This is a genomic window from Govania unica, assembly GCF_027920805.1.
GTDB lineage: Bacteria > Pseudomonadota > Alphaproteobacteria > Sphingomonadales > Govanellaceae > Govanella > Govanella unica.
In genome coordinates, this window is record NZ_JANWOI010000002.1 from 357,111 (window position 1) to 380,116 (window position 23,006).

Below are 23,006 nucleotides of genomic sequence, written 5' to 3' on the forward strand. Positions count from 1 at the left end.
GTTGTGTTTTCTTGGGAAAGTGGATGTGTCTTTTAAGCGGCTGTTAACAGAGCAGCAGTACTGTCGGAACAGATTTTAAGCGTGGCCGGATTTTGGTCAGGAAAGATGGCGACGCGCGATGCGATGCATGAAAGCTCGGGCTGGGGGCGCTGGTGGACAGATAATCTGCCAGTATCTCTCTGGGAAACCATCAGATGAATGAAATATATCAGCAACTCGTCTCCATACTTTATGCCATTTGGCAGCGTCGGACCTATGCGCTGATCACCGCCTGGGTGGTATCCGCTTTCGGCTGGTTTCTTGTGGCTCAGATTCCGAACCAGTATGAAGCGGCGTCGCGCATTTATGTCGACACCGAATCCATGCTTGGCAACCTTATGCGCGGCATGGCGGTGAATACCGACATTCTGCAGCAGCTCAACATGGTGCGCCAGACCCTGATCAGCCGTCCGAACATGGAAAAGGTCGTCCGCATGACGGACCTTGACCTCAATGCGAAGAACGATCAGGACCTTGAAGCGATCGTCGTCAATTTGCAGAAGCGGATCAATCTGGCATCGTCTGGCGCCAATCTGTTCCGGCTGTCGTTCGAGGACAAGGATCCGGTGATGGCGCGCAAGGTCGTGCAGTCGCTGTTGACCCTGTTTGTCGAGGCGAACATGGGCGCGAGCCGCAAGGATCTTGCCGGAACCCGACGCTTCCTTGATGATCAGCTGCGCAAGCATGAGCAGGAACTGGCGTCTGCGGAACGCCGCAAAGCCGAATTCCAGCAAAAGAACTTGGGCATGTTGCCGGGCGACGCCTCCTATTTCACGCGTCTTCAGCAACTGCGCGGGGAGATCGTGGTCGCCAATTCCGACCTGAGCGATGCCCGCGTGCGCCGCGATGAAATGCAGCGCCACCTGAGCAATATCCCGCCCTATGTCACAGCGACGGGGTCTAACGGCGGACCACCGGTCGGCGGCAACTCGAACGATCTGGCTCAGCGCATTGCCGGCAAGCAACGTCGTCTTGACGAGCTCCGGGAGCATGGCTTTACGGACCGGCATCCTGATGTCGTGATCATGAAAGAAAGCATCGCGCAGCTTGAGAAAGACCTGACCAAAGAGCGGGCCGTCATCGCCGAACAAATGAAAAGCGGCAATATGGATCCGCTGCCGGGAACGGGTGCTGGCAATCTGGTGCCGAACCCGCTTTATGAACAGCTCAAAATCCGCATCATCGAGATGGAAACCCAGGTTGCGAGCCTTCAGGGGCGGGTGGAACAGAAACGCCAGGACATGGCAAAGCTTGAATCCGTGGCCCATCAGGTGCCTGAGGTTGAAGCCGAGCTGGCCCGTCTCAATCGCGATTACGGGGTGATCAAGGCGAATTACGAAAAGCTGCTGGAACGTCGGGAATCGGCGCGTCTCGCGCAGGATCTTGAAACCAAGACCGATGGCGTGCAGATCCGTGTGATCGATCCGCCGCAGGTGCCGCGTCTGCCGTCGAGCCCGAACCGGCTGCTGTTGGTGACCGGTGTTCTGGTGGCGGGTCTCGGCGCGGGGGTTGCGGTTGCCTTCCTGATGAGCCAGCTTCACACCACATATACCTCCGTGCAACGGTTGCGGGATACCTTTGCCTTCCCCGTGCTGGGTAGTATCTCCGCCATCATTACCGCGCAGGAGGAACGGTTGCGCCATCGCAATCTTGTTGCCTTCGTGATCGGGCTGGTCGGGTTGTTCGGCTCCTTTGGGGGTGTCATCCTGATCGAAATGTTGCGCGGCAATTTGCTGGTAGGGTAAGAACGGCTGCGGCCTGACAAGGATCGAACCATGGATCTGATCGAACGTGCGGCGGAAAAGATGAAGAAAGCGGGCGGCTCTTTGGTCGAACGGGCTGCCGAGAAGATGGCCCAATCGACGGAAAAGAAGTCAACCGTTGGGTCGCCGGTCATTCATCCGTCTCCTGTGGCGGCTGAAGCGGTGGCGGCAGTCGAAGCCCCCATGTCCGCGCCGCTGACCGGCAGTGAGCCGGAGCGGCGCCCGGGCAAACGGGTCAATATCGACATCGCAAGTCTGAAAGCGCGCAACTTCATCACGCCGGATTCCGAAACCACGACCATGGCTGAAGAGTTCCGGATCGTGAAACGGAGTCTGTTGCTGAACGCCTTTGCCAAGGGGGACGGAGCGATCCGCAACGGCAATCTTATTCTCGTCACCAGCACCCAGCCGGGCGAGGGCAAGACCTTTTGTTCCGTCAATCTGGCCATGAGCATTGCGTCTGAACGCGACACCACGGTTCTGCTTGTGGATGCTGACACCCATAAACCCGAAGTCCTGCGCACCCTTGGGGTTGAAGGCGGCAAGGGCTTGGTGGACGTGATCTCGGACAATAATCTCGATCTGAGTGACTGTCTGATGCGGACCAATGTAGAAAACCTGGTGCTGTTGCCGGCCGGTCGTCAGCATAATTCGACCACGGAACTCCTGGCCAGCGAGCGTATGGGCGACATCGTCGAGGAAATTGCCAAGCGTTATCCTGACCGTATTGTCATTTTTGATTCACCGCCGGCGCTCGCCAGCAGCATTTCCTCCGTGCTTGCCTTGCATGTGGGGCAAATTCTATTTGTGGTCGAGGCGGAGCGGACACGAGAACCCCAGTTGAAAGAAGCGTTGTCTCTGGTAAGTTCCTGTCAGCATATAAATCTTTTGCTTAACAAGTCGCGTTATTCAGCCGGGGACAAGAAATTTGGCTCGTATTACGGTTACGGTGCCTGAAGACATGGTCTTCAGGGGGGAACAGTCACAACTTCGTACCATGTTCGGACCGGGTCGCGTTTTAAGCCGTTTGTCCGGATATGCGCTTTTATGCTCGGTTGCTCCGGCGTTTTGCGTGGGTGCCATCTCGGCGCAGGCTGGTCAATGGCGCGTCATTCCAAGCCTTGAGGTTGCGGAGACCTATACCGATAACGTTGAACTCTCACCGGTGAACCAGAAGTCGGATTTCATCACCCGCATCAGCCCCGGCATCAATGTGACGGCCAAAGGGGCGCGGCTTAATCTCAACGTGAATTATGTGGCGAACTTCCTGATTTTTGCCCGCGATAATGAGAACACAGACCTGCGGCACAACCTGAACGCGGGCCTTACGACGGAACTGGTGAAGGATTGGCTGTTCCTTGACGGCCGGGCTTCCATCAACCAGCAGTTTCTGGATCGCGGCGGCTCGATTTCAGCCAGCGACGCCAACGTGACCGACAACCGCCAGACGGTGCAGACCTATACCATCTCGCCGACCATCCGGCGGCGGCTTGGTAGTTTTGCCGATATGCGGCTTGGCTATTATTTCGGCTATGTGAAGGCTGGTAAACCGGAAAATCCGGTGTTTTTGCCGGTTGATCTGTTGCAGGACACGGTGTCCCACAGTGTCAATTGGGGGCTCGACAGCGGCAAGCGCTTCGCCCGCATCCGTTGGGGCACGAGCATTGACTACCGTCATGAGCAACGGGCCAAAGGCTTCCCGTCAAGCGAGGATCTTTATTACCGCTTTTATGGTGAATATTCCGTCAATCGCTGGCTGACCCTGCTCGGCAGCGCCGGGTACGAGGATATCAAGGACCGCACGCTGACGCAGAATCGGGATGGCTTTGTCTGGGATGTCGGGGTTCGGCTGACGCCGGGGCCGCGCACCGAGGTCAGCCTTCGTGGCGGTCGGCGTTATAACGACACCAACTGGAATATGCAGGGTGTTTACCGGCTGTCTGAACGCACCGCCTTCAATTTCAGCTATTCCGAGGAAGTGACGACCTCAAGCCGGGTGCTCCAGCAGCAGCTGGCCATTGATCGCAACATTGCGGCGATTGATCCGGGCGGGTTCTCGCTGACCGAAGGGGCCTTCCTGCGCAAGCGCGCGCAAGTCGGATTTACCGGATCGCGCAAACGCAATGTGTTCGGGGCCAACCTGTTCCACGAAAAGCGGACTTCGGATACGGCCTTCAATCAGGAAACCAGTTATGGGGTGGATGCCAATTTCACGCGCAGTTTGTCGCGGGCGGCATCGGCCTTCGTTTCGGGCACTTATCGTCATTCCACATATGATCAGGCCGAGCACCGACAGGATGATTTCTATTCGGCGCAGGCTGGCGTCAATTATAAACTGTCCGAATATCTGTCGGGTGGCGTGACTTATTATTACACCAACCGCGATTCGAACCAGATTCTGCGGAAGCTTGAAGAAAATGCAGTTAAACTTAGCGTGAAGGCCACCTTCTAGACTACAAATCTTCTTTCCGAGACCTGGCCAGAGAATTGGGATGTATGCTGAGTTTTACAATCTTTCGAGTAAGCCGTTTCAGCTAACACCTGATCCGCGGTTTTACTACAACAGCAGCACGCATAAGAAGGCGATGGCTTACCTGACCTATGGGTTGAACCAGGGGGAAGGGTTCATCATTATCACAGGTGATATCGGCGCGGGCAAAACCACGCTGGTGGGTCATTTGTTTGATGAGCTGGATCGCGATCGCTTTGTGGCCTGTAAGGTCGTCACCACTCAGATCGGGGCGGATGACACCTTGCGCATGGTGGCGGCCGGGTTCGGCCTGCCAACCGAAGGGGCTGACAAGGCCACGCTTCTGCTGCGTATCGAACAGTATCTTCGGGCTCAGTATCGCGCCGGAAAGCGTGCGCTTCTGGTCATCGACGAAGCGCAGAATCTGCCGACGCGGGCGCTTGAAGAGCTGCGCATGCTGTCGAATTTTCAGGAAGGCGAGCACGCGCTGTTGCAAAGCTTTTTGCTAGGCCAGCCGGAATTTCGCGAGAAATGGGCGCTTGATCCCGAGCTTGAGCAGTTGCGTCAACGTGTGATCGCCACTCATCATCTGGAGCCCATGACGGCCGAGGAAACGCGCGGATATATCCTGCATCGGCTGGAACTTGTGGGCTGGAACAACGACCCGCATTTCTCCGAGGAAGCTTTTTCGGCTATCTATAAATATACGAACGGGGTGCCGCGCCGTTTGAACAGTCTGTGCGCGCGTATCATGCTCTATGGTGCCATCGAGGAATTGCGCACCATGTCCGCTGAGGTGGTCGAGGATGTGATCGCCGATCTTGAGCGCGACAACCGCGCGGCTTCGGCCAAGCTTCAGGATGCGTCCCAACTCAGCCAGCTTAAACATAAGCTTGATGATGTGGCGGCTACGGCCGGGTTCCGCAGCAATGGCACTGGCGGCGATTATGGCGCATCGCTGGATGAAATCAGCCGTCGTCTCGATGTGCTTGAGCAATATGTGCGCATGCATGATCAGACCATCAAACAGGCCCTTGACCTCGCCGCCAAATGGTTAGAGGACAGCGGGGAGCAGCATGACAAGCCAGCCGAATAATATGACAACCGCCACACGTCCGGTTGGTAAGGCCCCAGTCCGTAACGCAATGACCGTGGATATCGAGGATTACTTTCAGGTTCAGGCCTTTGAAGGGGTGATCGATCGCAGCCGTTGGGACAGCATGCCGTCGCGGGTCGACCGGAATACCAACCTGGTGCTCGATCTGTTTGCTGAGACGGGCGTCAAGGCGACGTTTTTTACGCTGGCCTGGGTGGCAGAACGCAATCCGTCCTTGATCAGCCGCATCGTGGCCGAAGGTCATGAACTGGCGAGCCATGGCATGAGCCATGTGCGGGCCAGCGATCAGGATCGTCCGACCTTCAAGGAAGACGTGTCGCGGTCGAAAAAGTTTCTGGAAGACATGGGCGGGGTGCCGGTGCGCGGCTATCGTGCCGCCAGTTTTTCCATTGGCGAACGCAATCTCTGGGCGCTCGATGTGCTGGCCGAAGCGGGCTATGAGTACAGCTCCAGCATCTATCCGATTTATCACGATCATTACGGCATGCCGGATGCGCCGCGATTTGCCTTTCATCCGCTTGACGGGGAAAAGCTTGTGGAGATTCCGGTCACCACGTTTGAATTGCTCGGACGGCGCTTTCCCTGCGGTGGTGGTGGTTATTTTCGGCTGTTGCCTTATGGTTTGTCGCGCTGGGCCATGCGCCGCGTGAATGCCGAGGGGCAGTCCTGCATTTTCTATTTTCATCCATGGGAAATCGACCCCGACCAGCCGCGCCAGAGCGAGGCGAGCGCCAAATCGCGCTTTCGCCATTATACCAATCTGGATGTGATGGCGGCCAAGTTGCGTCAGGCACTTGGGGATTTTTCCTGGGGCCGGGCGGACGAGATTTTCCTGCCTGCCGCAGCGTTCTGAGAGGGCATCTGACTTGGATATCAAACGGCTTTCTTTGAATCAGAAGTCGGCGTGGGACGCTTTCGTGCTGGCCCATCCTGACGGCACGTTTTTTCATCGCGCGGGCTGGTCCGATGTGATCAGCGAAAGTTTTGGGCATCGTACCCATTATCTGATGGCCATGTCCGGCGGTGAGATCCGTGGCATCCTGCCACTGACGGAAATTCGCAGCCGTTTGTTCGGTCGCTCGCTGATCTCGAACGCTTTCTGTGTTTACGGCGGGCCCTTGAGCCTGGATGAGGAGGCGGACGCCGCCCTCGACGCCGCCGCCTGGAAGATCGCCGAAGAAAGTGGCATACCCGTGCTTGAATACCGGAGTCGCCGACGCACGCGGCTCGATTGGCCAGCCAAGGACAATCTTTATGTGACCTTCCGCAAAGAGCTGAGCGGGAGCCATGACGACAATCTGAAAGCCATCCCGCGCAAACAGCGGGCCATGGTGCGGAAGGCCATTGATCGCGGCCTTATCGGCGTGGTCGATCCGACCCCCGATCGGTTCTTCGCCATGTATTCGGCAAGTGTCCGCAATCTTGGCACGCCGGTGTTCAGTCGCCGTTATTTCGAACGGTTGATGCAGGAATTCGGCAGCGAGGATTGTGACGTCGTCACCATCGAGCATGACGGACAAGCGGTCTCAAGCGTGCTCAATTTCTATTTCCGCGATGAGGTTCTGCCTTATTACGGCGGCGGCACGGCGGCGGCGCGTGGGCTTGCGGCCAATGATTTCATGTATTGGGAAGTGATGCGGCGGTCGACCGAATATCGTGGCTGCAACCTGTTTGATTTCGGCCGCAGCAAGATTGGCACCGGGGCTTTTTCGTTCAAGAAGAACTGGGGCTTCGAGCCCGAACCGCTGGTCTATGAATATCGTCTGGCACCCGGGGCCGAGGTGCCGGATATCAATCCGCTCAATCCCAAATACCGCTTGATGGTGGAGACATGGAAACGCTTGCCGCTGTGGCTCGCCAACAGCATCGGGCCGTTCATTTCGCGGGATCTTGGATAGGCCCATGGCGGATATTTTATTCCTCGCCCATCGCATTCCCTATCCGCCGAACAAGGGCGATAAGATCCGCTCCTGGCATATGCTGTTGCATCTGGCCAAGCGTCATTCGGTCTATCTCGGCTGTTTTGTCGATGATCCCGAAGACATGGCCCATGTGGCGTTCCTGCGCACGATCTGCGCTGATGTCTGCGCTTTGCCGATCAACCCTTTGCATAACAAGATCCGCAGCCTTCAGGGGCTGCTGCGGGACGAGGCGCTGAGCGTTGCCTTTTATCGGGATGCCCGCATGACCGCCTGGGTCGATCGGGTTCTGGGGCAGGGGCCCATGGCGGCGACCGTGTTGTTTTCGTCGCCGGTCGGTCAGTTCATTCTGGGCCGGGGCCGCGTTTGCGGGCGGACGGTGATGGATTTTGTCGATATCGACAGCGACAAATGGCGCCAATATGCCGAAAACAAGCCATGGCCCATGTCCTGGATCTATCAGCGGGAACAGCGCAAGCTTCTGGCCTTCGAACGCAAGATGGCTGCCACGGTGCAAAGCAGCCTGTTCGTGTCACCGAAGGAAGCCGAGCTGTTCCAGAAACTCGCACCCGAGGTTGCAGCGCGGGTCGGGCATCTCAACAATGGCGTCGATTTCAATTATTTCTCACCCGATCATGTCTTCCCGTCGCCCTATAAAATGGGGGAGCGGGCGCTGGTGTTCACCGGCGCCATGGATTACTGGGCCAATGTGGATGCGGTCGACTGGTTCGCCCGCGCGATTTTCCCGCAGATCCGGGCCGCAGCACCCGACACGGTGTTTTACATCGTGGGCGGCAAGCCCATGGCGGCGGTTCAGGCGTTGCGCAGCCTTCCCGGTGTGGTGGTGACCGGCCGGGTTGAGGATGTGCGGCCCTATGTGGCCCATGCGGCGCTTGCAGTTTGCCCGTTGCGGATTGCGCGCGGCATTCAGAACAAGGTGCTTGAAGGCATGGCCATGGCGCAGCCGGTGGTCGCCACCCCTCAGGCGTTCGAAGGGATCGAGGCCACACCCGGGGAGCATCTTCTGGTGGCGGACGGGGTGGATGACTTTGCGGCGACGGTGCTTGATGTGTTGAGCGGCCGGGTCGATCCGGAACTTGGCGCACGGGCGCGGAACTGTGTGATGACGAACTATAGCTGGGACCAGAATCTGAAGGTCCTGGATATCCTGCTGGATATTCAGGACAATGATTGAATCCGTTAATAGGGATAGGGACGCGCCATGGTAGAACAGGCAGTGATGGGAGACATCCGCAGCCGGATATGGCTACGCGGCGGACTTTTGTGGCTGGCTCTGTCTGTGGCCCTGCTCGGGTTCTATAGCCAGACGACGTTGGCCATGTTCGAAACCTGGTGGGTTTCGGTGTCCTATCAGCATTGCCTGCTGATCCCCCTGATCGTCGCCTTCCTGGTGTGGGAACGCCGAGGGTTGTTCAAGTTAACGGTGCCGGAGCCATCTTATTGGGGTGTCGCGGCCTTGGCCGGGGCCGCCTGCCTGTGGTTGCTCGGGCGGCTTGTGGGCGCGCTTGTGGTGCAGGAATTCGCCCTTGTGTTCAGCTTACAGGCGCTGGTTCTGGCGCTCTTTGGCTGGACCGTGGTGCGGGCGCTGATTTTCCCGTTGTTCTTCATGCTGTTTCTGGTGCCCGTCGGAGATGTGCTGGTGCAGCCCCTGCAGAATATCACCGCTGATATGTCGGTCTGGTTGCTGCAGATCCTGAATGTGCCGACCTTCCGCGAGGGCGTGTTCATTTCGACACCATCGGGCAATTTCCATGTGGCCGAGGCCTGTTCGGGCGTGCGCTATCTTGTGGCGATGCTGCCGCTTGGTCTGTTGTTCGCCAATATGTCGTTTACGAGCATTTGGCGGCGGGGGGCGGTTGTGGCTCTCGCGCTGATTGTGCCGATCATTGCGAACGGGATCCGCGCTTTCGGCATCATCTATATCGCCTATCTGTCCGACAATGAATATGCGCTGGGCGTCGACCATCTGATCTATGGCTGGATCTTTTTTGCTTTCGTGACCTTGCTGCTGATCGGCATCGGCATGATGTTTTCCGACAAGCCGCTGGATGCTCCAGCGGCAGATTACAGTTGGGTTCGCGCTCCGGTCCGTCAGCCATTGGTGGCACGCGGGACAGGGATTGCGGCGATCTCGGCCATGGTGATGGCGTTTGCGGCGTTCGGCGCCATGCGGTTTGATGCAATGCCTGCGTCCGTGGTCATGCCCCAGATGACGCCGCCCGCAGTGTCAGGGGCTTGGCGCTATGCCGGGACGGCCGAAATTGATGACTGGCAGCCGGTCTTTAACGGAGCGGCTGGCCATCTGAGCGCGCGCTATGTGCGCGAGACGGATGGGGCCGGGGTGATCCTTTATTACGCCTATTATCCCTATCAACGGGACGGGGCGGAGCTTATTCAATTCAGCAATACCCTGACACCCGAAGGCTGGGACTGGAACGGCACCCGCAAGATTGCGCGCAAAGGGCTGCCGGTCATGGAAAGCCAAATCGCAAATCGCGGCAGAAACCGGTTGGTGTGGAGCTGGTATTGGGTCGACGGCCAGCAGAGCGCGGATCGTATCCAGACCAAGCTGTATCATCTCTGGGCGCGGCTTTCGGGCGGACAAGATGCGGGGGCCGTTGCGGCTTTTGCCACCGACGTCGGCCACCGGACCGAGGATGCGCCGGCAACACTCGATGATTTTCTGGCCCATGCGACAAGCTCGCTTCCGGGCTTTCCGGTAAAATAAACGTTCCAACGGAGTGACGGCACCATGTGCGGCCTAGTGGGCATATTCGATACGCGCGGCACACGGTCTTTCGACCGTGGGCAGATTTTGCGGATGAACGACCGGATTGCCCATCGCGGTCCTGACGATTTCGGCACGCATCTTGAGCCGGGGCTGGCGCTTGGTCACCGGCGTCTTGCCATCATTGATCTGTCGCCCGCCGGACATCAGCCGATGGAGAATGATGCCGGGGATCTGGTCATTGTGTTCAATGGCGAGATTTTCAATTTCATGGAGGTGCGGGCCGAACTCGAAGCGTTGGGCCATCGCTTCCGCACCCATAGCGATACCGAAGTGATCTTGCACGGCTGGACGGAATGGGGCGAAAAATGTCTCGATCGCTTTCGCGGCATGTTCGCGATTGTGCTGTGGGACCGCAAACAGGAAGTCCTGTTTCTCGCCCGCGACCGGCTTGGCATCAAGCCGCTTTATTACGCGCAGATGGCAGACGGCCGCATTGCCTTTGCCTCGGAACTGAAGTCGCTTTTGGAAATTCCCGACCTGCCGCGCGATCTTGATCCCATGGCGGTCGAGGATTACTTCGCCTATGGCTATATCCCGGATCCGAAGTCGATCTTGAAATCTGTACGCAAGCTTGCGCCGGGGCATCTTATGCTGCAGCGCCGGGGGGCCTCCCATGCGACGTCGCGGCCCTATTGGGATGTGACCTACAAGGCCGATCCGCGTCTCAATTCCCATGAGGCGGTCAAGGAAGCGCTTATTCCGCTGTTGCAGGACGCGATCAGACTGCGTCTCGTGTCAGACGTGCCGCTTGGGGCCTTTTTATCCGGTGGTGTCGATTCAGGCGCGGTGGTGGCCATGATGGCGGGCATGATGTCCGACCCGGTCAACACCTATGCCATCGGGTTCGAGCATCGCGATTATGACGAGCGCCGCTATGCGCAGGAAGTAGCCGACCGCTATCACACCCGTCATACAACGCGGGTCGTCAATCCCGATGATTTCGATCTGGTGGATCATCTCGCGGCGCTTTATGACGAGCCGTTCGCCGACAGTTCGGCCATGCCGACCTATCGCGTCTGCGGGCTCGCACGAGAGCATGTGACGGTGGCGCTGTCGGGGGATGGCGGCGATGAATTGTTCGCGGGCTATCGTCGGCATCGCTGGCATTCCTACGAACAGGGAGTGCGCGACCGCCTGCCGCTCTGGCTGCGGCGGCCGGTGTTCGGGACGCTTGGTAAATTGTATCCCAAGCTCGATTGGGCGCCCAAAGTCCTGCGTGCCAAAACCACCTTTGAATCGATTTCCTATACGGCGGCGGAAGCCTATTTCAACAGCGTCTCGGTACTGCCGAACCGCACGCGCCCAAAACTGTTTTCGTCCGCCTTCCGCAGCTCGCTTCAGGGCTATAACGCGCTCAGCGTGTTGCGGGGGGTGATGGACAATGCGCCGGTGGAGCATGAGCTGTCACGGGTTCAATATGCCGATCTCAAGACCTATCTGCCGGGCGACATCCTGACCAAGGTGGATCGTGCCTCCATGGCGCACGGTCTTGAGGCGCGGGTGCCGCTGCTTGATCATAAGTTCGTGGAATTCACAGCGACCATCCCGCCCGAGCTTCTGCTTGATGGTCGGCAGGGCAAGATGGCGTTTAAAAAGTCTCTGGAACCCTATTTGTCCCATGAGACGCTTTATCGGGACAAGATGGGATTTGCTGTGCCGCTTGAAAGCTGGTTCCGGGGGCCGCTCAAGGACAAGATCCGGCAGGCGGTGCAAAGTCCGGTGCTGGCCGACAGCGGGTTTTTCGATCAGCGCTATCTGACGCGGCTTGTGGATGAGCATCAATCCGGACGCTCCAACCATAGCGCGTCACTTTGGGCTATTCTGATGTTTCAGTCGAGTTTGAAGCACTTGCGTGTCGGCTAACGATCACGGACGGGGAGATGATCATGCGGTTCAGGCAGTGCGGAGTGGCGGCATTTTTTTGCGCGGTTTTGTTTGGGGGGGCGCTCGGGGTGACGGGAGCCTCGGCTCATGATACCCCGGCTTCGGCGGATCTGCCCGCACTGGTGCGTAACATCAAGCAAAGCCTTGTTGGAATTGGTAGTTTTGCGGTCATGCGTACGCCGGCCCTCGAACTCAAGGGGACGGGTTTTGTGGTTGGTGACGGGCGCTATGTCATCACCAACTATCATGTGATTGCCCGGCAGGTCGATAAATCGGCCAAGGAAAAGCTGGTGGTGATCGTCGGTACGGGGCGTCAATACCGTGATCGCGAGGCGGAGATCGTGCAGATCGATCCAGATCATGACCTAGCATTGTTGCGGATGGAAGGGGAGCCTTTACCGCCAGCACTTCTCGGCAGCGGGGCTCTGTTGCCCGAAGGCACATCGATTGCCATCACCGGCTTCCCGATCGGTTCGGTTCTTGGCGTTTATCCGGTTACCCATGTGGGGGTGGTGGCGGCGATCACACCAATCCGCGTGCCGCAGGTCAATTCGCAGCTGCTTGATTCACGGATGATCATGCGTCAGCCGTTCGATGTTTATCAGCTGGATTTGACGGCTTTCCCGGGTAACAGCGGCAGTCCTTTGTATGACGCGCGCACAGGCCGGGTGGAGGCGATTTTGAACAGTACATTTGTTAAGGAAACGAAGGAACGCGCCCTGTCGGAGCCTACTGGAATATCCTTTGCAATTCCAATTGTTTATGCTCACCAGTTGATGAAAAAACAGGGGCTGTGAGGCTGTTTTCAAGTCAAAACGCACTTGAAATTCAAGCCGCGCTGGTCAGTGTTTGTGCACAGCCGGTTTCGAAGGGCCAGCCGCGGGTTCGATAGCATTCAACTCGTCGGCTTCTTTTGGCTGAGCGATTGTTTTTTTCTGGTTGGTATGTGGTTCGCTGGTATTCGTGGCCACCGCACGGTCGCCCTCATCTCTGATGATGGAATAGACGGCCACCACGGCCACAGCCCAGCCGAGAACAGCGCCAAAAACCCATACCAGAAGCGAGTTTCTCATCGACATGCGATTGCTGTTGTCGTCCTGAGACAAATTTCCCATTGCTTCCATTCGCCCCTCTCAATCCGACAGTCGGTTGTATAAAGATTTCCCCGAATAATGAAATTCGGATGACACTCAAGATCACCGCTGAAGTCCCCCCAACCCAAGCGATGATACTATATTCTGCGTCAGGAAACCAGATATCCACCAGATATGCCGGGCAACGTTACACCATACATTACTCTTTCCAGATCGCTTCCGTCCTAGACGGAGCTAATCTCATAGATAGCAAAGCAATTTCTGCGCCAGTTTGATTTTTGTGGTTAAAGTGCCGGAAAGTCGCGCGTTCGGCTGCCGTGCATAAAGATACGGACTTATGACTTTGTAAAAAAACGCGACAGTTTAAGACGTTATTTGGAGTCAGGCCGCATCGCTGTCGAGGGCGTAACCTGCGGCGCGCACAGTGCGGATGACGTCCTGGCAGCCTTCGATATTGAGGGCTTTCCGCAGGCGGCGGATATGCACATCCACCGTTCTGAGTTCCACATAGACATCATGACCCCAGACAGAATCGAGCAATTGTTCGCGGGAGAATACCCGGCTCGGATTTTCCATGAAATGGCGCAGCAGCCGGAATTCGGTGGGGCCAAGATGGATCTGCTGATCGCTACGGGTGACTTTGTGCGAGGTGCCGTCAAGCATGATGTCGTTATAGCGCAGGGTTTGGCCGGTCAGGGCAGGGCGGATGCGGCGCAGGATGGCATGAATGCGGGCAATGAGTTCCCGTGGCGAGAACGGCTTGGTGATATAGTCGTCAGCGCCGGTGTCGAGGCCGCGGATGCGGTCGGCCTCTTCCGTGCGGGCGGTGACCATGATCACCGGCACATTGGCGGTCGCTTCATGCCGGCGCAGACGCCGGCATATTTCGATGCCCGACAGATTGGGCAGCATCCAGTCAAGCAGAACAAGATCCGGCGGCGTTTCCTGGGCCAGCATCAAACCTTCCTCGCCGTCGGTGGAACTGGCGACGACGAACCCTTCATGTTCGAGATTGTAGCGAATGAGTTCCGTCAGGCTGAGGTCATCTTCAATCAGCAGGATGCGCGGCTTCATGCGTGTGTCTCTCGTCGCTTCGGGGACAGGTTTCAGGTATTCGCGGGTGGCGGCACCACGGCAAAGCTGGTGTCGTCACTTTTCGGGCGGTTCATGTCGAGGGTTTCGCCCTTGACCTGGTAATAGACAATCTCGGCCAGATTGGTCACGTGATCGCCGATGCGCTCGATATTCTTCGCAATAAACAGGATATGCGTGCAGGGGGTGATCAGCCGCGGATTTTCCATCATATAGGTCAGAAGTTCGCGGAACAGGCTGTTGTAAAGTTCGTCGACACCCTTGTCGCTTTCCCACACCATGATCGTCTTCTGAGCATCGCGGTCGATATAGGCGTCAAGGGCATCTTTCAGCATGACCTTGGTCAACTCGACCATCTGCGGAATGAGGACGGCCGGTTTCACATGCTCCGACTGATTGAGCACGATGGAGCGTTTGGCGACGTTTTTTGCGTAATCGGCAATACGTTCCAGCGTCGAAGAGATCTTGATCGCGGCGACGATTTCCCGCAAGTCGTCAGCCATGGGCGAGCGAAGCGCGATCATCTGGATGGCCTGAGACTCGATTTCCTGTTCAAGAATATCAAGCGACCGGTCGGCCGCGATGATGCGCTGCGCCTTTTCAGCATTGCGTTCCGTCAGAGCCTCGATCGCACCGGTGAGCTGCGCTTCGGCCAGGCCGCCCATGCGCGAGATCATGCTGCGGAGCTGGTTCAACTCTTCGTCATAGGATTTAACAGTATGTTCCTGAGCCATCGTCCTAACTCCTCAATCAGCCATAACGCCCGGTAATATAGTCCTTGGTCTTTTCTTTCTTGGGATTGGTGAAAATATCGGCAGTGGCGCCATATTCGATCAAACGGCCAAGATGGAAGAACGCGGTCTTTTGTGACACGCGGGCAGCCTGTTGCATGGAATGGGTGACGATGACAATGGCGTAACGGCCGCGCAATTCGTCGATCAGTTCCTCGATCCGGGCGGTGGCGATGGGGTCGAGCGCCGAGCAGGGCTCATCCATCAGGATCACTTCCGGATCGACGGCAATAGCGCGAGCGATACAGAGACGCTGCTGCTGACCACCGGACAAAGCCGTACCCGGCTGGTCGAGGCGATCTTTGGCTTCGTCCCACAGGCCGGCTTTCTTAAGGCTGGTGAACACGATCTCGTCCAGTTGCGCGCCCTTGCTTGCGAGGCCATGTATGCGCGGGCCATAGGCCACATTGTCATAGATCGATTTCGGGAACGGGTTCGGTTTCTGGAACACCATGCCGACGCGGGCCCGCAGATGCACAACATCCATGGAATTGTCATAGATATCATGAGCGTCGAGGGTGATCTTACCCTCTACTCGGCAACCCTCAACAGTGTCGTTCATACGGTTGAGGCAGCGCAGGAATGTCGACTTGCCGCAGCCCGAAGGGCCGATCAGCGCTGTGACCTCATCCTTGAAAATCTCAAGGTTCACATCATGAAGCGCCTGTGCTTCACCATAGAAGACGTTGACGCCGGACGCCGTCATTTTCGATATGCGCGTTCTGGCGGCGGCTTCTGTTCTTGCGTCCATATTCATGGTTTTCGTTCCAGTCTGTTCAACTCTGTCCATACTACCAGCGGCGTTCAAATTTCTGGCGCAGCATAATGGCGATCGCGTTCATAAAGATCAGGAACATAAGCAAGACCAGAATGGCGGCGGAGGTTTTTTCCACAAAGGCGCGTTCCGGGCTGTCAGCCCAGAGATAGATCTGTACCGGCAGCACGGTGGCGGGGTCCATGATGCCTTGCGGCACATCGACGATAAAGGCGACCATGCCGATCATCAAAAGCGGCGCGGTTTCACCCAGGGCATGGGCCATGCCGATGATGGTCCCGGTCAGGATGCCGGGCATGGCGAGCGGCAGCACATGATGCATGACCACCTGGACTTTGGACGCGCCAAGCCCGGTTGCGGCCGCACGGATCGACGGCGGCACGGCCTTGATGGCGGCGCGGGAGGCGATGATGATGGTCGGCAAGGTGATCAGCGCAAGCGTCATGCCGCCGACCAGAGGCGCCGATCGCGGCAGCCCCATGGTATTCAGAAAGACGGCAAGCCCGAGCAGACCAAACACAATGGACGGCACAGCGGCGAGGTTGTTGATATTGACCTCGATCACATCCGTCCATCTGTTCTGCGGGGCAAATTCCTCAAGATAAATGGCCGCGCTCACACCGACCGGAAAGGCAATCAGAAGCGTCACGGCCAAAGTCAGGAGCGAGCCGACAGTGGCCCCCCAGATCCCGGCCATTTCCGGCTCACGGCTGTCGCCAAAAGTGAAGAAATGCCAGTTGAAGCGGGCCTCGATGCGATGATCTTTTTTGAGCGCTTCGATCCAGCTGACGGCGTTGTCTTTGACGCGGCGGTCGTTTTCATGTCCGGACCCACTGATCGAGCCCTTGATATACATGTCCACATCGGCCGAGGCGAGCAGCCAGAGGGGTTTGGTTTGTCCCACAAGGCTTGGGTCATCCAGCACCATTTTGCGCAGTTCAACCCGTGCGCCGGCGCTCATGAGGCTGGTGAGGGCGCGCAGATCACGACGTTCGGTGACTTCGGGGAAGGTCTTTTTCAGGCTGTCGCGCACCAGAGCCGCATAATCGGCGTCTTCCGCCAGATGCTTGAAATCCGGGGCGTTCGGATCGCCGATTACGGCCGGATCGAAATGGATGTCCAGCCGGACCTGGGTTTGCGTAAAGCCGCCGAGACCCTTGCTGAGAATGGTGGCGAGAAGAATGAGCAGTGCGGCGACCGCAAACAGCACCGCGCCGAGGCCCATGGCCTTGAACCGACGTTCGGCCGCATAGCGACGACGAATGCGGTTACGCATGTCGGGAGAGTCCCAGATGGCATTGTCGGTTTTGTCCTGAACGATGCTCATGATGCGCTCACTCATAGGTTTCGCGGTATTTGCGGACGACCCGGAGGGCGACCACATTGAGGGCCAGCGTGACCGTAAACAACAGCAGACCGAGGGCGAAAGCCGACAGCGTTTTCGAGCTGTCGAATTCCTGGTCGCCGGTCAGAAGGGCGACGATCTGCACAGTCACGGTGGTCACAGCTTCGAGCGGATTAAAGGTCAGGTTGGCGGACAGCCCGGCGGCCATGACGACGATCATGGTCTCCCCGATGGCGCGCGACACGGCCAGCAACACTGCGCCGACGATGCCGGGCAGGGCGGCGGGGATCAGGACTTGCCGGATGGTTTCGGATTTGGTCGCGCCCAAGGCATAAGAGCCGTCGCGCAAGGTGCGCGGTACGGCCGCGATGGCGTCATCGGACAGCGACGACACAAAAGGAATGATCATGATGCCCATGACGATCCCGGCGGTCATGGCACTTTCCGAGGCGACGGAAATACCGATGCTTTCGCCAAGCCCACGAAAAAACGGTGCCACCACCAGGGCGGCAAAGAAGCCATAAACCACAGTCGGGATGCCGGCGAGAACTTCGAGCAAAGGCTTGATGATCTTACGCCAGCGCCGGCTTGCATATTGGGTCATGAAAATGGCGCTCATGAGCCCGATCGGCACCGCCACCAGCATGGCAATGAAGGTGATGAGCAATGTGCCCACCACAAGCGGGACTGAGCCAAAGGAGCCGGAGCTGCCGACCTGGTCGGAGCGCATGGCCGTTTGCGGGCTCCAGTTCGTGCTGAACAGAAACTCCTGGATCGGCACCCGTTCGAAAAAGCGGTAGGCCTCGAATATCAGCGAAAAGACGATCCCGGCGGTGGTCAGAATGGCGAGGGTGGAGCAGGCAATCAAAAACTGCGTTAAAATCTTTTCGACACGCTGCCGGGCCCGGTAATCTGGCGAAATCAGGCGCAAAGCCAATAAGGCGCCAATCAGGCCAAGGCCAACCGCCAGTGAGGTGGTGGCCCAGATGCCCTGATTTTGCAGAGATTTGTATTTGGTCGCGGCCTGGGCCAGGGGGCCGTTCGGATCCTCGGCCTTGATGACCCCTGAGGCAATATTATGGACGTCATTCAGAAGCAGCTTGAAATGCCCGTGGCTATCCTGCGTCAGCGTGGTCTTGAGTCCGGCCATGATGCGGCCGTCGATGAAGCTGTTGCCAAAGGCAACCCAAAGGAAAAGGACCGCCACTGCCGGGAGCAGAAATGCGGTCGCGGAAAACCAGCCGTAATAAGTTGGCAAGGAATGCAGGGACTGAACCCGCCCATGTGCCTGCGCCAGTGCGCGCGATCGGCCAAGATAATAACTGGCGACCGTCAAGACCAGGATCAGAAGAAAAAGTGTGCTGATCGACATGGGGGCCTGTCTCTAGAAACAATGAACGCTAAAAAATGCATCTAAGCATATGGTATGAGCGGTCTTAATCAAGAATGATGCCGGAGGCAACGGTCACGTTCCCTCCGGCATCCTAACAATCTTATTTCGTCAGCTTCAAGGGCGTGAAGGCATTGGCCGAAACGGCGACTGCATCACGATCTTTTTTCGGCAAGGGGATCAGGCCCTTGTTCGCGAGGTAACCTTCGTCGCCCCAGGCCTTCTCGCTGGTGAATTCCTTCACATACTGCTTCAGGCCGGGAACCGAACCGAGGTGGGCGTTTTTCACGTAGAAATAGATCGAACGCGACACTTCATATTTGCCCGCGGCGATATTGTCGAAGCTCGGGGCAATGTTGTCGATCAGGCTGCCCTGGATCACGTCGGCGTTCTGATCAAGATAGCTGTAACCGAAGATACCATAAGCGCTGGCATTGGCCTGGAGCTTCTGGACGATCAGGTTGTCGTTTTCGCCAGCTTCGATATAGCCGCCATCTTCACGCAGGGTCTGGCAGGTGGCTTTGAATTTCTTTTCGTCGGACTTCTTGAGTGCGGCGATTTCCGGGAAAGCTTCGCAGCCCTTGTCCATTACCAGTTCAGCAAAGGCGTCGCGGGTGCCGGACGTCGGCGGGGGACCATAAACTTCGATTTTCTTGTTCGGCAGGGACGGGTCGATCTCGTTCCATTTCTTGTAGGGGTTCGCGACCATTTTGCCCTTAACCGGGACTTCCTTGGCCAGTGCGAGCCACAGTTGCTTCAGAGTGTAGTTGCTCTGTTTGTTGGACTTGGAATTGGCGATCACGATGCCGTCGAAGCCGAATTTGACTTCGGTGATCTGGGTGATGCCGTTCTTCGCGCAAGCATCCATCTCAGAGCTTTTGATGCGGCGCGAGGCATTGGCGATGTCCGGGCTGTCGACGCCAGCACCTGAGCAGAACAGCTTGAAGCCGCCGCCTGTACCGGTCGATTCGACGATCGGAGTTTTGAATTTGCCGCCGCGCCCGAATTCTTCTGCGACCGCTGTGGAGAACGGGAAGACCGTGGATGAGCCGACAATGCGGATCTGGTCGCGCGCAACGGCGCCTGTGGACCAGGCCGAGGCCAGAAGACCGACGCTGAGGACAGCGTAGAAGGATTGTTTCAGCACGTTAACTTCTCCAAATTGTTTCCAGATGGCTGTCTGGGAAGATTTGCGGCTTCGGGATATTTCTAACCCCCTGTCCGAGTGGGTCTTCCATCAGATGCCGGGACGGTAACGAGCGGCTATGAACCTGATACGACGGTTTTGTGACAGTTCTATTACAGGCGCGGGGTTCGATGTGGATCAAGGGAGGAAAACGCTGCTAAGCTGTTGATTTCAGATAAAGTGACAATCTGAATTATTGTGACGGACTGTCATAATTCAGCTCCGATTGGCTTGCTTTTGCTTGCGGAAGATAGACAGTCACCGTCGTGCCGACTCCAAGGAGGCTGTCGATATTCATCGCGCCGCGGTGCCTTGTAATAATATGTTTGACGATGGCAAGGCCAAGCCCGGTGCCGCCGAGCTTGCGCGAGCGGGCGTTGTCGACCCGATAAAAGCGTTCGGTCAGGCGGGGCAGATGTTCTGCTGGAATGCCGTCACCGGGGTTGAATACTGTCACCCCGACGCCAGGCCCGCTGCGGCCGGGCATGTTATCTATGGCGTTTGCCGTAATTTCGACAGGCTCTTCGGGGCGGCCATATTTGATCGCATTGTCGATCAGGTTCTGAAACACCTGGGTAAGCTGGTCACGATCCCCCCGCACTGATGGCAAATCCGCAGGTACATGCAATGTCACCAAAGGAGCCGGATCGCCGCCGCGCAGCTCAAGCGTATTGGCAAGGCCAGTCAGCAGAGGCGCCAGGTCCACAATGCCTTCGGGCGGTAAATGCTGGTCCATTTCGATTTTGGACAGCGACAGGAGATCGTCGATCAAGCGCTGCATGCGCGAGGCTTCGGCCATCATGATGCCAAGAAAGCGCTTCCGCGCCACGGCGTCATTGGCGGCGGGGCCATCGAGGGTTTCGATAAAACCTATGACGGAGGCGAGAGGCGTGCGCAGCTCGTGGCTGGCATTGGCGACAAAATCGACCCGCATTTTTTCCGCCAGCTTGATCTTGGTGATGTCGAGAATGGACAGGATCAGATACTGGATCGGTTCGGAATCCTCCGAGTTTCCGGAGAATTCCGGTCCGGTGGCGTCTTTGTCGGTGGCGTCGATGATGGTCACGCGCATGAGAAACGCGCGTTCCACGGGATCGAGCAGGGAGATTTCAAGTTCCCGGGGCGCGCCGTCCGCGATGGCCTGTTCGATGGCCTTGAGCGCCAGGGGATGCCGCAGATAAAAGGCGATGTCCTTGTCGACGATATGGTTACCGAGGAGCTCACGGGCAGCCCGGTTCGCCTCGACAACCCGGCGCTTCATATCAAGGAGTATGAGCGGATCGCCCATGCCTTCAACGATATTGGTCAAAAAGGCGGGGGTGTTTTCGACACGCTGTTTCGTTGTCCAGGATCGGCGGGTCGACAGGATCCGGGCTCGTCTTTGCTCGTTTTCAAGATCCGTGGTGTAGCGGTTATAGAGCGAGATTAGCGAGATCGCGGTCGCGAACCATAAAAGAGCAGCAACCCAGCCTCGCAGTTCCCCGAGAACGGTCAGCAAAAAAAGGACGATCAGAAGTGCCGCCGCCGCAGCAAGCAAACGCAGGAAATGAGACTGAGAAACGTTATTTGGCATGTCTTGCTACATGAATATGGGGGAAAGCAGGGCGTCTTTCGCTAGTTTAGCAGACAGTGGACGGACAGATAGAGTCTTAGGGCTGGTCAATTACGGTTTTATGACAAAGAGGACGGCTGCAGTGGATTGTTTACAGTAAGGGCATGCACTGTCGGATTACTTTACAGTTTGGAGGCGTCAATAGTCCGTCCAGATTGTGTCAGTAACGGTAGAACTATGGAATTGCTAAGAATTTGTATTCTGGCGTGAGTTTTGCTTAACTCAGTCTCAAGGATGTGCGGCGGGTTTTGCCGCAAGGTTTGTGTCGTCCAAATCAAGCGCTGAAAATGTCTGTGTACCCGTTTGTGGCCAGGCGGAGAGGCGGATGTCGACATCGAAGAGGGGTTTTCCATCATGACTAAACAACCGATTGATCGTGAGGTGGCGCAAGCTCCGGAAACGGCAGCGGCTGACGCGGCGCGTATCCTGCGGCGTCGCTTGCTCGTGGCTGGTGGTATTGGTGCGCCATTGGTGCTGACCTTCCGCTCGACTTCGGCCTGGGCTCTTTCTACCGGTTGCATTGTTGGGGCTTCCGGCCAGCTTCCTATTCCAGGGGCGATCATTGCCGTCGACCAAAGTGGTGCGCCGATTCCAAATCCCAATTCAAGTGGCCCTGGCGATCAATATCTGTTGATCCAGGTGGCCCAGAGCCCCGGGGATGCCGTGACCACGACAACCGACCCGAACGTCTTGCGGGCCCTCGTTTACAACAACAATATCGGCATAACCTGTTTGCAGTCGATTATGTCCGCTCCAACCTTGTGATTGTTATGTCGGGTGAGGCTCTGAGGGACGTTTTATGGGCAGGGGCAGGGGCTTCCGGCTTTCTTTGGCGTGAGTTCGGCTCTTTTTCCGTTCTTTATGACCCGCGATCGGGCGAGACGCATTTGCTCGACCCCTTGGCGCGGGAAATTCTGGATCTTTTCATTGAACAGCCACGTACCGAAACCGAGGTCGTGGCGCAGCTAGCCGAACTTCTGGGTTCGGAGGGCGGCGACATTGCGTCGCGCGTCGCAGAAGCCATTGCGGAATTCGATCGCCTGGGGCTTATATTTCCGGGGGTCTTGCAAAAGCCTGATTGCTATTAATTTCTTCTCAATCTGATGGCAATATCATACAAGGCGTTTAGGTGATTGGCTTATCCTTGTGATACAGGAAGCAAGATGTCCGACATGAATAAAGATGACCATAACGCCGACCGTGATATGCGGCGGCGACTTTTGCGTCTTGGCGCTGTTGGCGCACCTGTGGTTCTGACGTTTCGCTCGACCTCGGCCTGGGCTTTGTCCTCCGGGTGTCTCGTGAAAGATGGCACCCTGCCGATACCGGGTCAGCTCATCCGCGTTGACGAGAATTTCCAGCCGATCCCGAAAGCCGGCATAACCGCGGCCGGGAATAACGGCAACAGTGGGAATTGCGGCAATAACGGGAACCCAAATGGCAATAACGGGAATGGCAAGGGAAAAGGGAACACGAACGGGAACGGGAACAATGGAAATAACGGGAGTTGCGGCAATAACGGCAACGGGCCAGGTTCAAGTGAACTTGCCTGGTATGACCAGTATGAAACCGTCTTTGTAACCCAGGATCCCCATGGGTCTGCAGGGGATCGGGTGGCGGATCGCAATACCGACATCAATGGCCTGCGCGCGCTAGTGTATAACGGAAATATCGGCACCACCTGCCTGCAATCCATCAACGGGTTGTCGTAACAGCA

The 23,006-nt window shown here is 57.2% G+C and carries 21 protein-coding genes; 13 read left to right on the forward strand and 8 right to left on the reverse strand.

Annotated features, from left to right (window positions below; genetic code table 11):
* The first annotated feature begins 194 nt into the window (after nucleotides 1-194).
* The 10 genes from NYP16_RS06450 (at nucleotide 195) to NYP16_RS06495 (ending at nucleotide 12,801) form a co-directional block, all read left to right on the forward strand.
* On the forward strand, nucleotides 195-1,784 hold the full coding sequence (locus NYP16_RS06450; protein ID WP_274943300.1) for an XrtA system polysaccharide chain length determinant: 1,590 nt from the start codon (nucleotides 195-197) through the stop codon (nucleotides 1,782-1,784).
* Nucleotides 1,785-1,814: 30 nt separating this feature from the next.
* Nucleotides 1,815-2,759 carry an XrtA-associated tyrosine autokinase gene (locus tag NYP16_RS06455; protein ID WP_274943301.1) on the forward strand — a complete coding sequence of 315 codons (945 nt, stop codon included), beginning with the start codon at nucleotides 1,815-1,817 and terminating at the stop codon, nucleotides 2,757-2,759.
* Between the two features lie 115 nt (nucleotides 2,760-2,874).
* Nucleotides 2,875-4,254 carry a TIGR03016 family PEP-CTERM system-associated outer membrane protein gene (locus NYP16_RS06460; RefSeq protein ID WP_274943302.1) on the forward strand — a complete coding sequence of 460 codons (1,380 nt, stop codon included), beginning with the start codon at nucleotides 2,875-2,877 and terminating at the stop codon, nucleotides 4,252-4,254.
* Nucleotides 4,255-4,294: 40 nt separating this feature from the next.
* Complete coding sequence (locus NYP16_RS06465; RefSeq protein WP_274943303.1) at nucleotides 4,295-5,368, forward strand: XrtA/PEP-CTERM system-associated ATPase; 1,074 nt, start codon at nucleotides 4,295-4,297, stop codon at nucleotides 5,366-5,368.
* Between the two features lies 1 nt (nucleotide 5,369).
* Nucleotides 5,370-6,242: an XrtA system polysaccharide deacetylase gene (locus NYP16_RS06470; protein WP_274943304.1), complete on the forward strand. Its 873-nt coding sequence runs from the start codon at nucleotides 5,370-5,372 to the stop codon at nucleotides 6,240-6,242.
* Entirely contained in the window at nucleotides 6,226-7,287 is a 1,062-nt protein-coding gene (locus NYP16_RS06475; protein ID WP_429913147.1) for a FemAB family XrtA/PEP-CTERM system-associated protein, read from the forward strand. Before NYP16_RS06470 ends, NYP16_RS06475 begins: the two co-directional genes overlap by 17 nt.
* A 4-nt stretch (nucleotides 7,288-7,291) precedes the next feature.
* Nucleotides 7,292-8,503: a TIGR03087 family PEP-CTERM/XrtA system glycosyltransferase gene (locus NYP16_RS06480; protein WP_274943306.1), complete on the forward strand. Its 1,212-nt coding sequence runs from the start codon at nucleotides 7,292-7,294 to the stop codon at nucleotides 8,501-8,503.
* 27 nt (nucleotides 8,504-8,530) lie between these two features.
* A complete protein-coding gene (gene xrtA / locus NYP16_RS06485) occupies nucleotides 8,531-10,057 on the forward strand; it encodes an exosortase A (protein ID WP_274943307.1) in 1,527 nt (508 codons plus the stop codon).
* A gap of 24 nt (nucleotides 10,058-10,081) precedes the next feature.
* A complete protein-coding gene (locus tag NYP16_RS06490) occupies nucleotides 10,082-11,983 on the forward strand; it encodes an XrtA/PEP-CTERM system amidotransferase (protein ID WP_274943308.1) in 1,902 nt (633 codons plus the stop codon).
* Nucleotides 11,984-12,006: 23 nt separating this feature from the next.
* Nucleotides 12,007-12,801, forward strand: a complete 795-nt coding sequence (locus NYP16_RS06495; RefSeq protein ID WP_274943309.1) for a S1 family peptidase — start codon at nucleotides 12,007-12,009, stop codon at nucleotides 12,799-12,801.
* A gap of 45 nt (nucleotides 12,802-12,846) precedes the next feature.
* On the opposite strand, the gene NYP16_RS06500 is transcribed toward NYP16_RS06495, so the two are convergent.
* The 8 genes from NYP16_RS06500 to NYP16_RS06535 all read right to left on the reverse strand — a co-directional run bounded on the left by NYP16_RS06500 (nucleotide 12,847) and on the right by NYP16_RS06535 (nucleotide 21,250).
* Nucleotides 12,847-13,128 (reverse strand): hypothetical protein, encoded by a 282-nt coding sequence (locus NYP16_RS06500; protein WP_274943310.1) that lies wholly within the window; start codon nucleotides 13,126-13,128, stop codon nucleotides 12,847-12,849.
* 351 nt (nucleotides 13,129-13,479) lie between these two features.
* Complete coding sequence (phoB, locus tag NYP16_RS06505) at nucleotides 13,480-14,172, reverse strand: phosphate regulon transcriptional regulator PhoB (protein ID WP_274943311.1); 693 nt, start codon at nucleotides 14,170-14,172, stop codon at nucleotides 13,480-13,482.
* Between the two features lie 32 nt (nucleotides 14,173-14,204).
* On the reverse strand, nucleotides 14,205-14,924 hold the full coding sequence (gene phoU, locus NYP16_RS06510; protein ID WP_274943312.1) for a phosphate signaling complex protein PhoU: 720 nt from the start codon (nucleotides 14,922-14,924) through the stop codon (nucleotides 14,205-14,207).
* 16 nt (nucleotides 14,925-14,940) lie between these two features.
* Nucleotides 14,941-15,732: a phosphate ABC transporter ATP-binding protein PstB gene (pstB, locus tag NYP16_RS06515; protein WP_274943313.1), complete on the reverse strand. Its 792-nt coding sequence runs from the start codon at nucleotides 15,730-15,732 to the stop codon at nucleotides 14,941-14,943.
* A gap of 40 nt (nucleotides 15,733-15,772) precedes the next feature.
* Nucleotides 15,773-17,083 carry a phosphate ABC transporter permease PstA gene (gene pstA, locus NYP16_RS06520; protein WP_274943314.1) on the reverse strand — a complete coding sequence of 437 codons (1,311 nt, stop codon included), beginning with the start codon at nucleotides 17,081-17,083 and terminating at the stop codon, nucleotides 15,773-15,775.
* 7 nt (nucleotides 17,084-17,090) lie between these two features.
* A complete protein-coding gene (gene pstC / locus NYP16_RS06525; protein WP_274943315.1) occupies nucleotides 17,091-18,473 on the reverse strand; it encodes a phosphate ABC transporter permease subunit PstC in 1,383 nt (460 codons plus the stop codon).
* Between the two features lie 121 nt (nucleotides 18,474-18,594).
* The gene (locus tag NYP16_RS06530) at nucleotides 18,595-19,635 is read right to left on the reverse strand and encodes a PstS family phosphate ABC transporter substrate-binding protein (protein WP_279347188.1); all 1,041 of its coding nucleotides are present in this window, start codon (nucleotides 19,633-19,635) and stop codon (nucleotides 18,595-18,597) included.
* 235 nt (nucleotides 19,636-19,870) lie between these two features.
* Complete coding sequence (locus NYP16_RS06535; protein ID WP_274943317.1) at nucleotides 19,871-21,250, reverse strand: sensor histidine kinase; 1,380 nt, start codon at nucleotides 21,248-21,250, stop codon at nucleotides 19,871-19,873.
* Nucleotides 21,251-21,643: 393 nt separating this feature from the next.
* On the opposite strand from NYP16_RS06535, the gene NYP16_RS06540 reads away from it, so the two are divergent.
* The 3 genes from NYP16_RS06540 (at nucleotide 21,644) to NYP16_RS06550 (ending at nucleotide 23,001) form a co-directional block, all read left to right on the forward strand.
* On the forward strand, nucleotides 21,644-22,054 hold the full coding sequence (locus tag NYP16_RS06540; RefSeq protein WP_274943318.1) for a hypothetical protein: 411 nt from the start codon (nucleotides 21,644-21,646) through the stop codon (nucleotides 22,052-22,054).
* A 5-nt stretch (nucleotides 22,055-22,059) separates the two neighbouring features.
* Nucleotides 22,060-22,377: an HPr-rel-A system PqqD family peptide chaperone gene (locus tag NYP16_RS06545; protein WP_274943319.1), complete on the forward strand. Its 318-nt coding sequence runs from the start codon at nucleotides 22,060-22,062 to the stop codon at nucleotides 22,375-22,377.
* 75 nt (nucleotides 22,378-22,452) lie between these two features.
* Nucleotides 22,453-23,001 carry a hypothetical protein gene (locus NYP16_RS06550; RefSeq protein WP_274943320.1) on the forward strand — a complete coding sequence of 183 codons (549 nt, stop codon included), beginning with the start codon at nucleotides 22,453-22,455 and terminating at the stop codon, nucleotides 22,999-23,001.
* Nucleotides 23,002-23,006: the final 5 nt, after the last annotated feature.

Bases quoted from the DNA above. Each gene is read 5' to 3' on its own strand.
- NYP16_RS06540 (WP_274943318.1), top strand. From the start codon at position 21,644: ATGACTAAACAACCGATTGATCGTGAGGTGGCGCAAGCTCCGGAAACG.
- NYP16_RS06535 (WP_274943317.1), bottom strand. From the start codon at position 21,250: ATGCCAAATAACGTTTCTCAGTCTCATTTCCTGCGTTTGCTTGCTGCG.
- NYP16_RS06465 (WP_274943303.1), top strand. From the start codon at position 4,295: ATGTATGCTGAGTTTTACAATCTTTCGAGTAAGCCGTTTCAGCTAACA.
- phoB (WP_274943311.1), bottom strand. From the start codon at position 14,172: ATGAAGCCGCGCATCCTGCTGATTGAAGATGACCTCAGCCTGACGGAA.
- NYP16_RS06480 (WP_274943306.1), top strand. From the start codon at position 7,292: ATGGCGGATATTTTATTCCTCGCCCATCGCATTCCCTATCCGCCGAAC.
- NYP16_RS06490 (WP_274943308.1), top strand. From the start codon at position 10,082: ATGTGCGGCCTAGTGGGCATATTCGATACGCGCGGCACACGGTCTTTC.
- pstC (WP_274943315.1), bottom strand. From the start codon at position 18,473: ATGTCGATCAGCACACTTTTTCTTCTGATCCTGGTCTTGACGGTCGCC.
- NYP16_RS06495 (WP_274943309.1), top strand. From the start codon at position 12,007: ATGCGGTTCAGGCAGTGCGGAGTGGCGGCATTTTTTTGCGCGGTTTTG.
- phoU (WP_274943312.1), bottom strand. From the start codon at position 14,924: ATGGCTCAGGAACATACTGTTAAATCCTATGACGAAGAGTTGAACCAG.
- NYP16_RS06470 (WP_274943304.1), top strand. From the start codon at position 5,370: ATGACAACCGCCACACGTCCGGTTGGTAAGGCCCCAGTCCGTAACGCA.
- pstA (WP_274943314.1), bottom strand. From the start codon at position 17,083: ATGAGCATCGTTCAGGACAAAACCGACAATGCCATCTGGGACTCTCCC.
- NYP16_RS06550 (WP_274943320.1), top strand. From the start codon at position 22,453: ATGTCCGACATGAATAAAGATGACCATAACGCCGACCGTGATATGCGG.
- NYP16_RS06450 (WP_274943300.1), top strand. From the start codon at position 195: ATGAATGAAATATATCAGCAACTCGTCTCCATACTTTATGCCATTTGG.
- NYP16_RS06455 (WP_274943301.1), top strand. From the start codon at position 1,815: ATGGATCTGATCGAACGTGCGGCGGAAAAGATGAAGAAAGCGGGCGGC.
- NYP16_RS06545 (WP_274943319.1), top strand. From the start codon at position 22,060: ATGTCGGGTGAGGCTCTGAGGGACGTTTTATGGGCAGGGGCAGGGGCT.
- pstB (WP_274943313.1), bottom strand. From the start codon at position 15,732: ATGGACGCAAGAACAGAAGCCGCCGCCAGAACGCGCATATCGAAAATG.
- NYP16_RS06500 (WP_274943310.1), bottom strand. From the start codon at position 13,128: ATGGAAGCAATGGGAAATTTGTCTCAGGACGACAACAGCAATCGCATG.
- xrtA (WP_274943307.1), top strand. From the start codon at position 8,531: ATGGTAGAACAGGCAGTGATGGGAGACATCCGCAGCCGGATATGGCTA.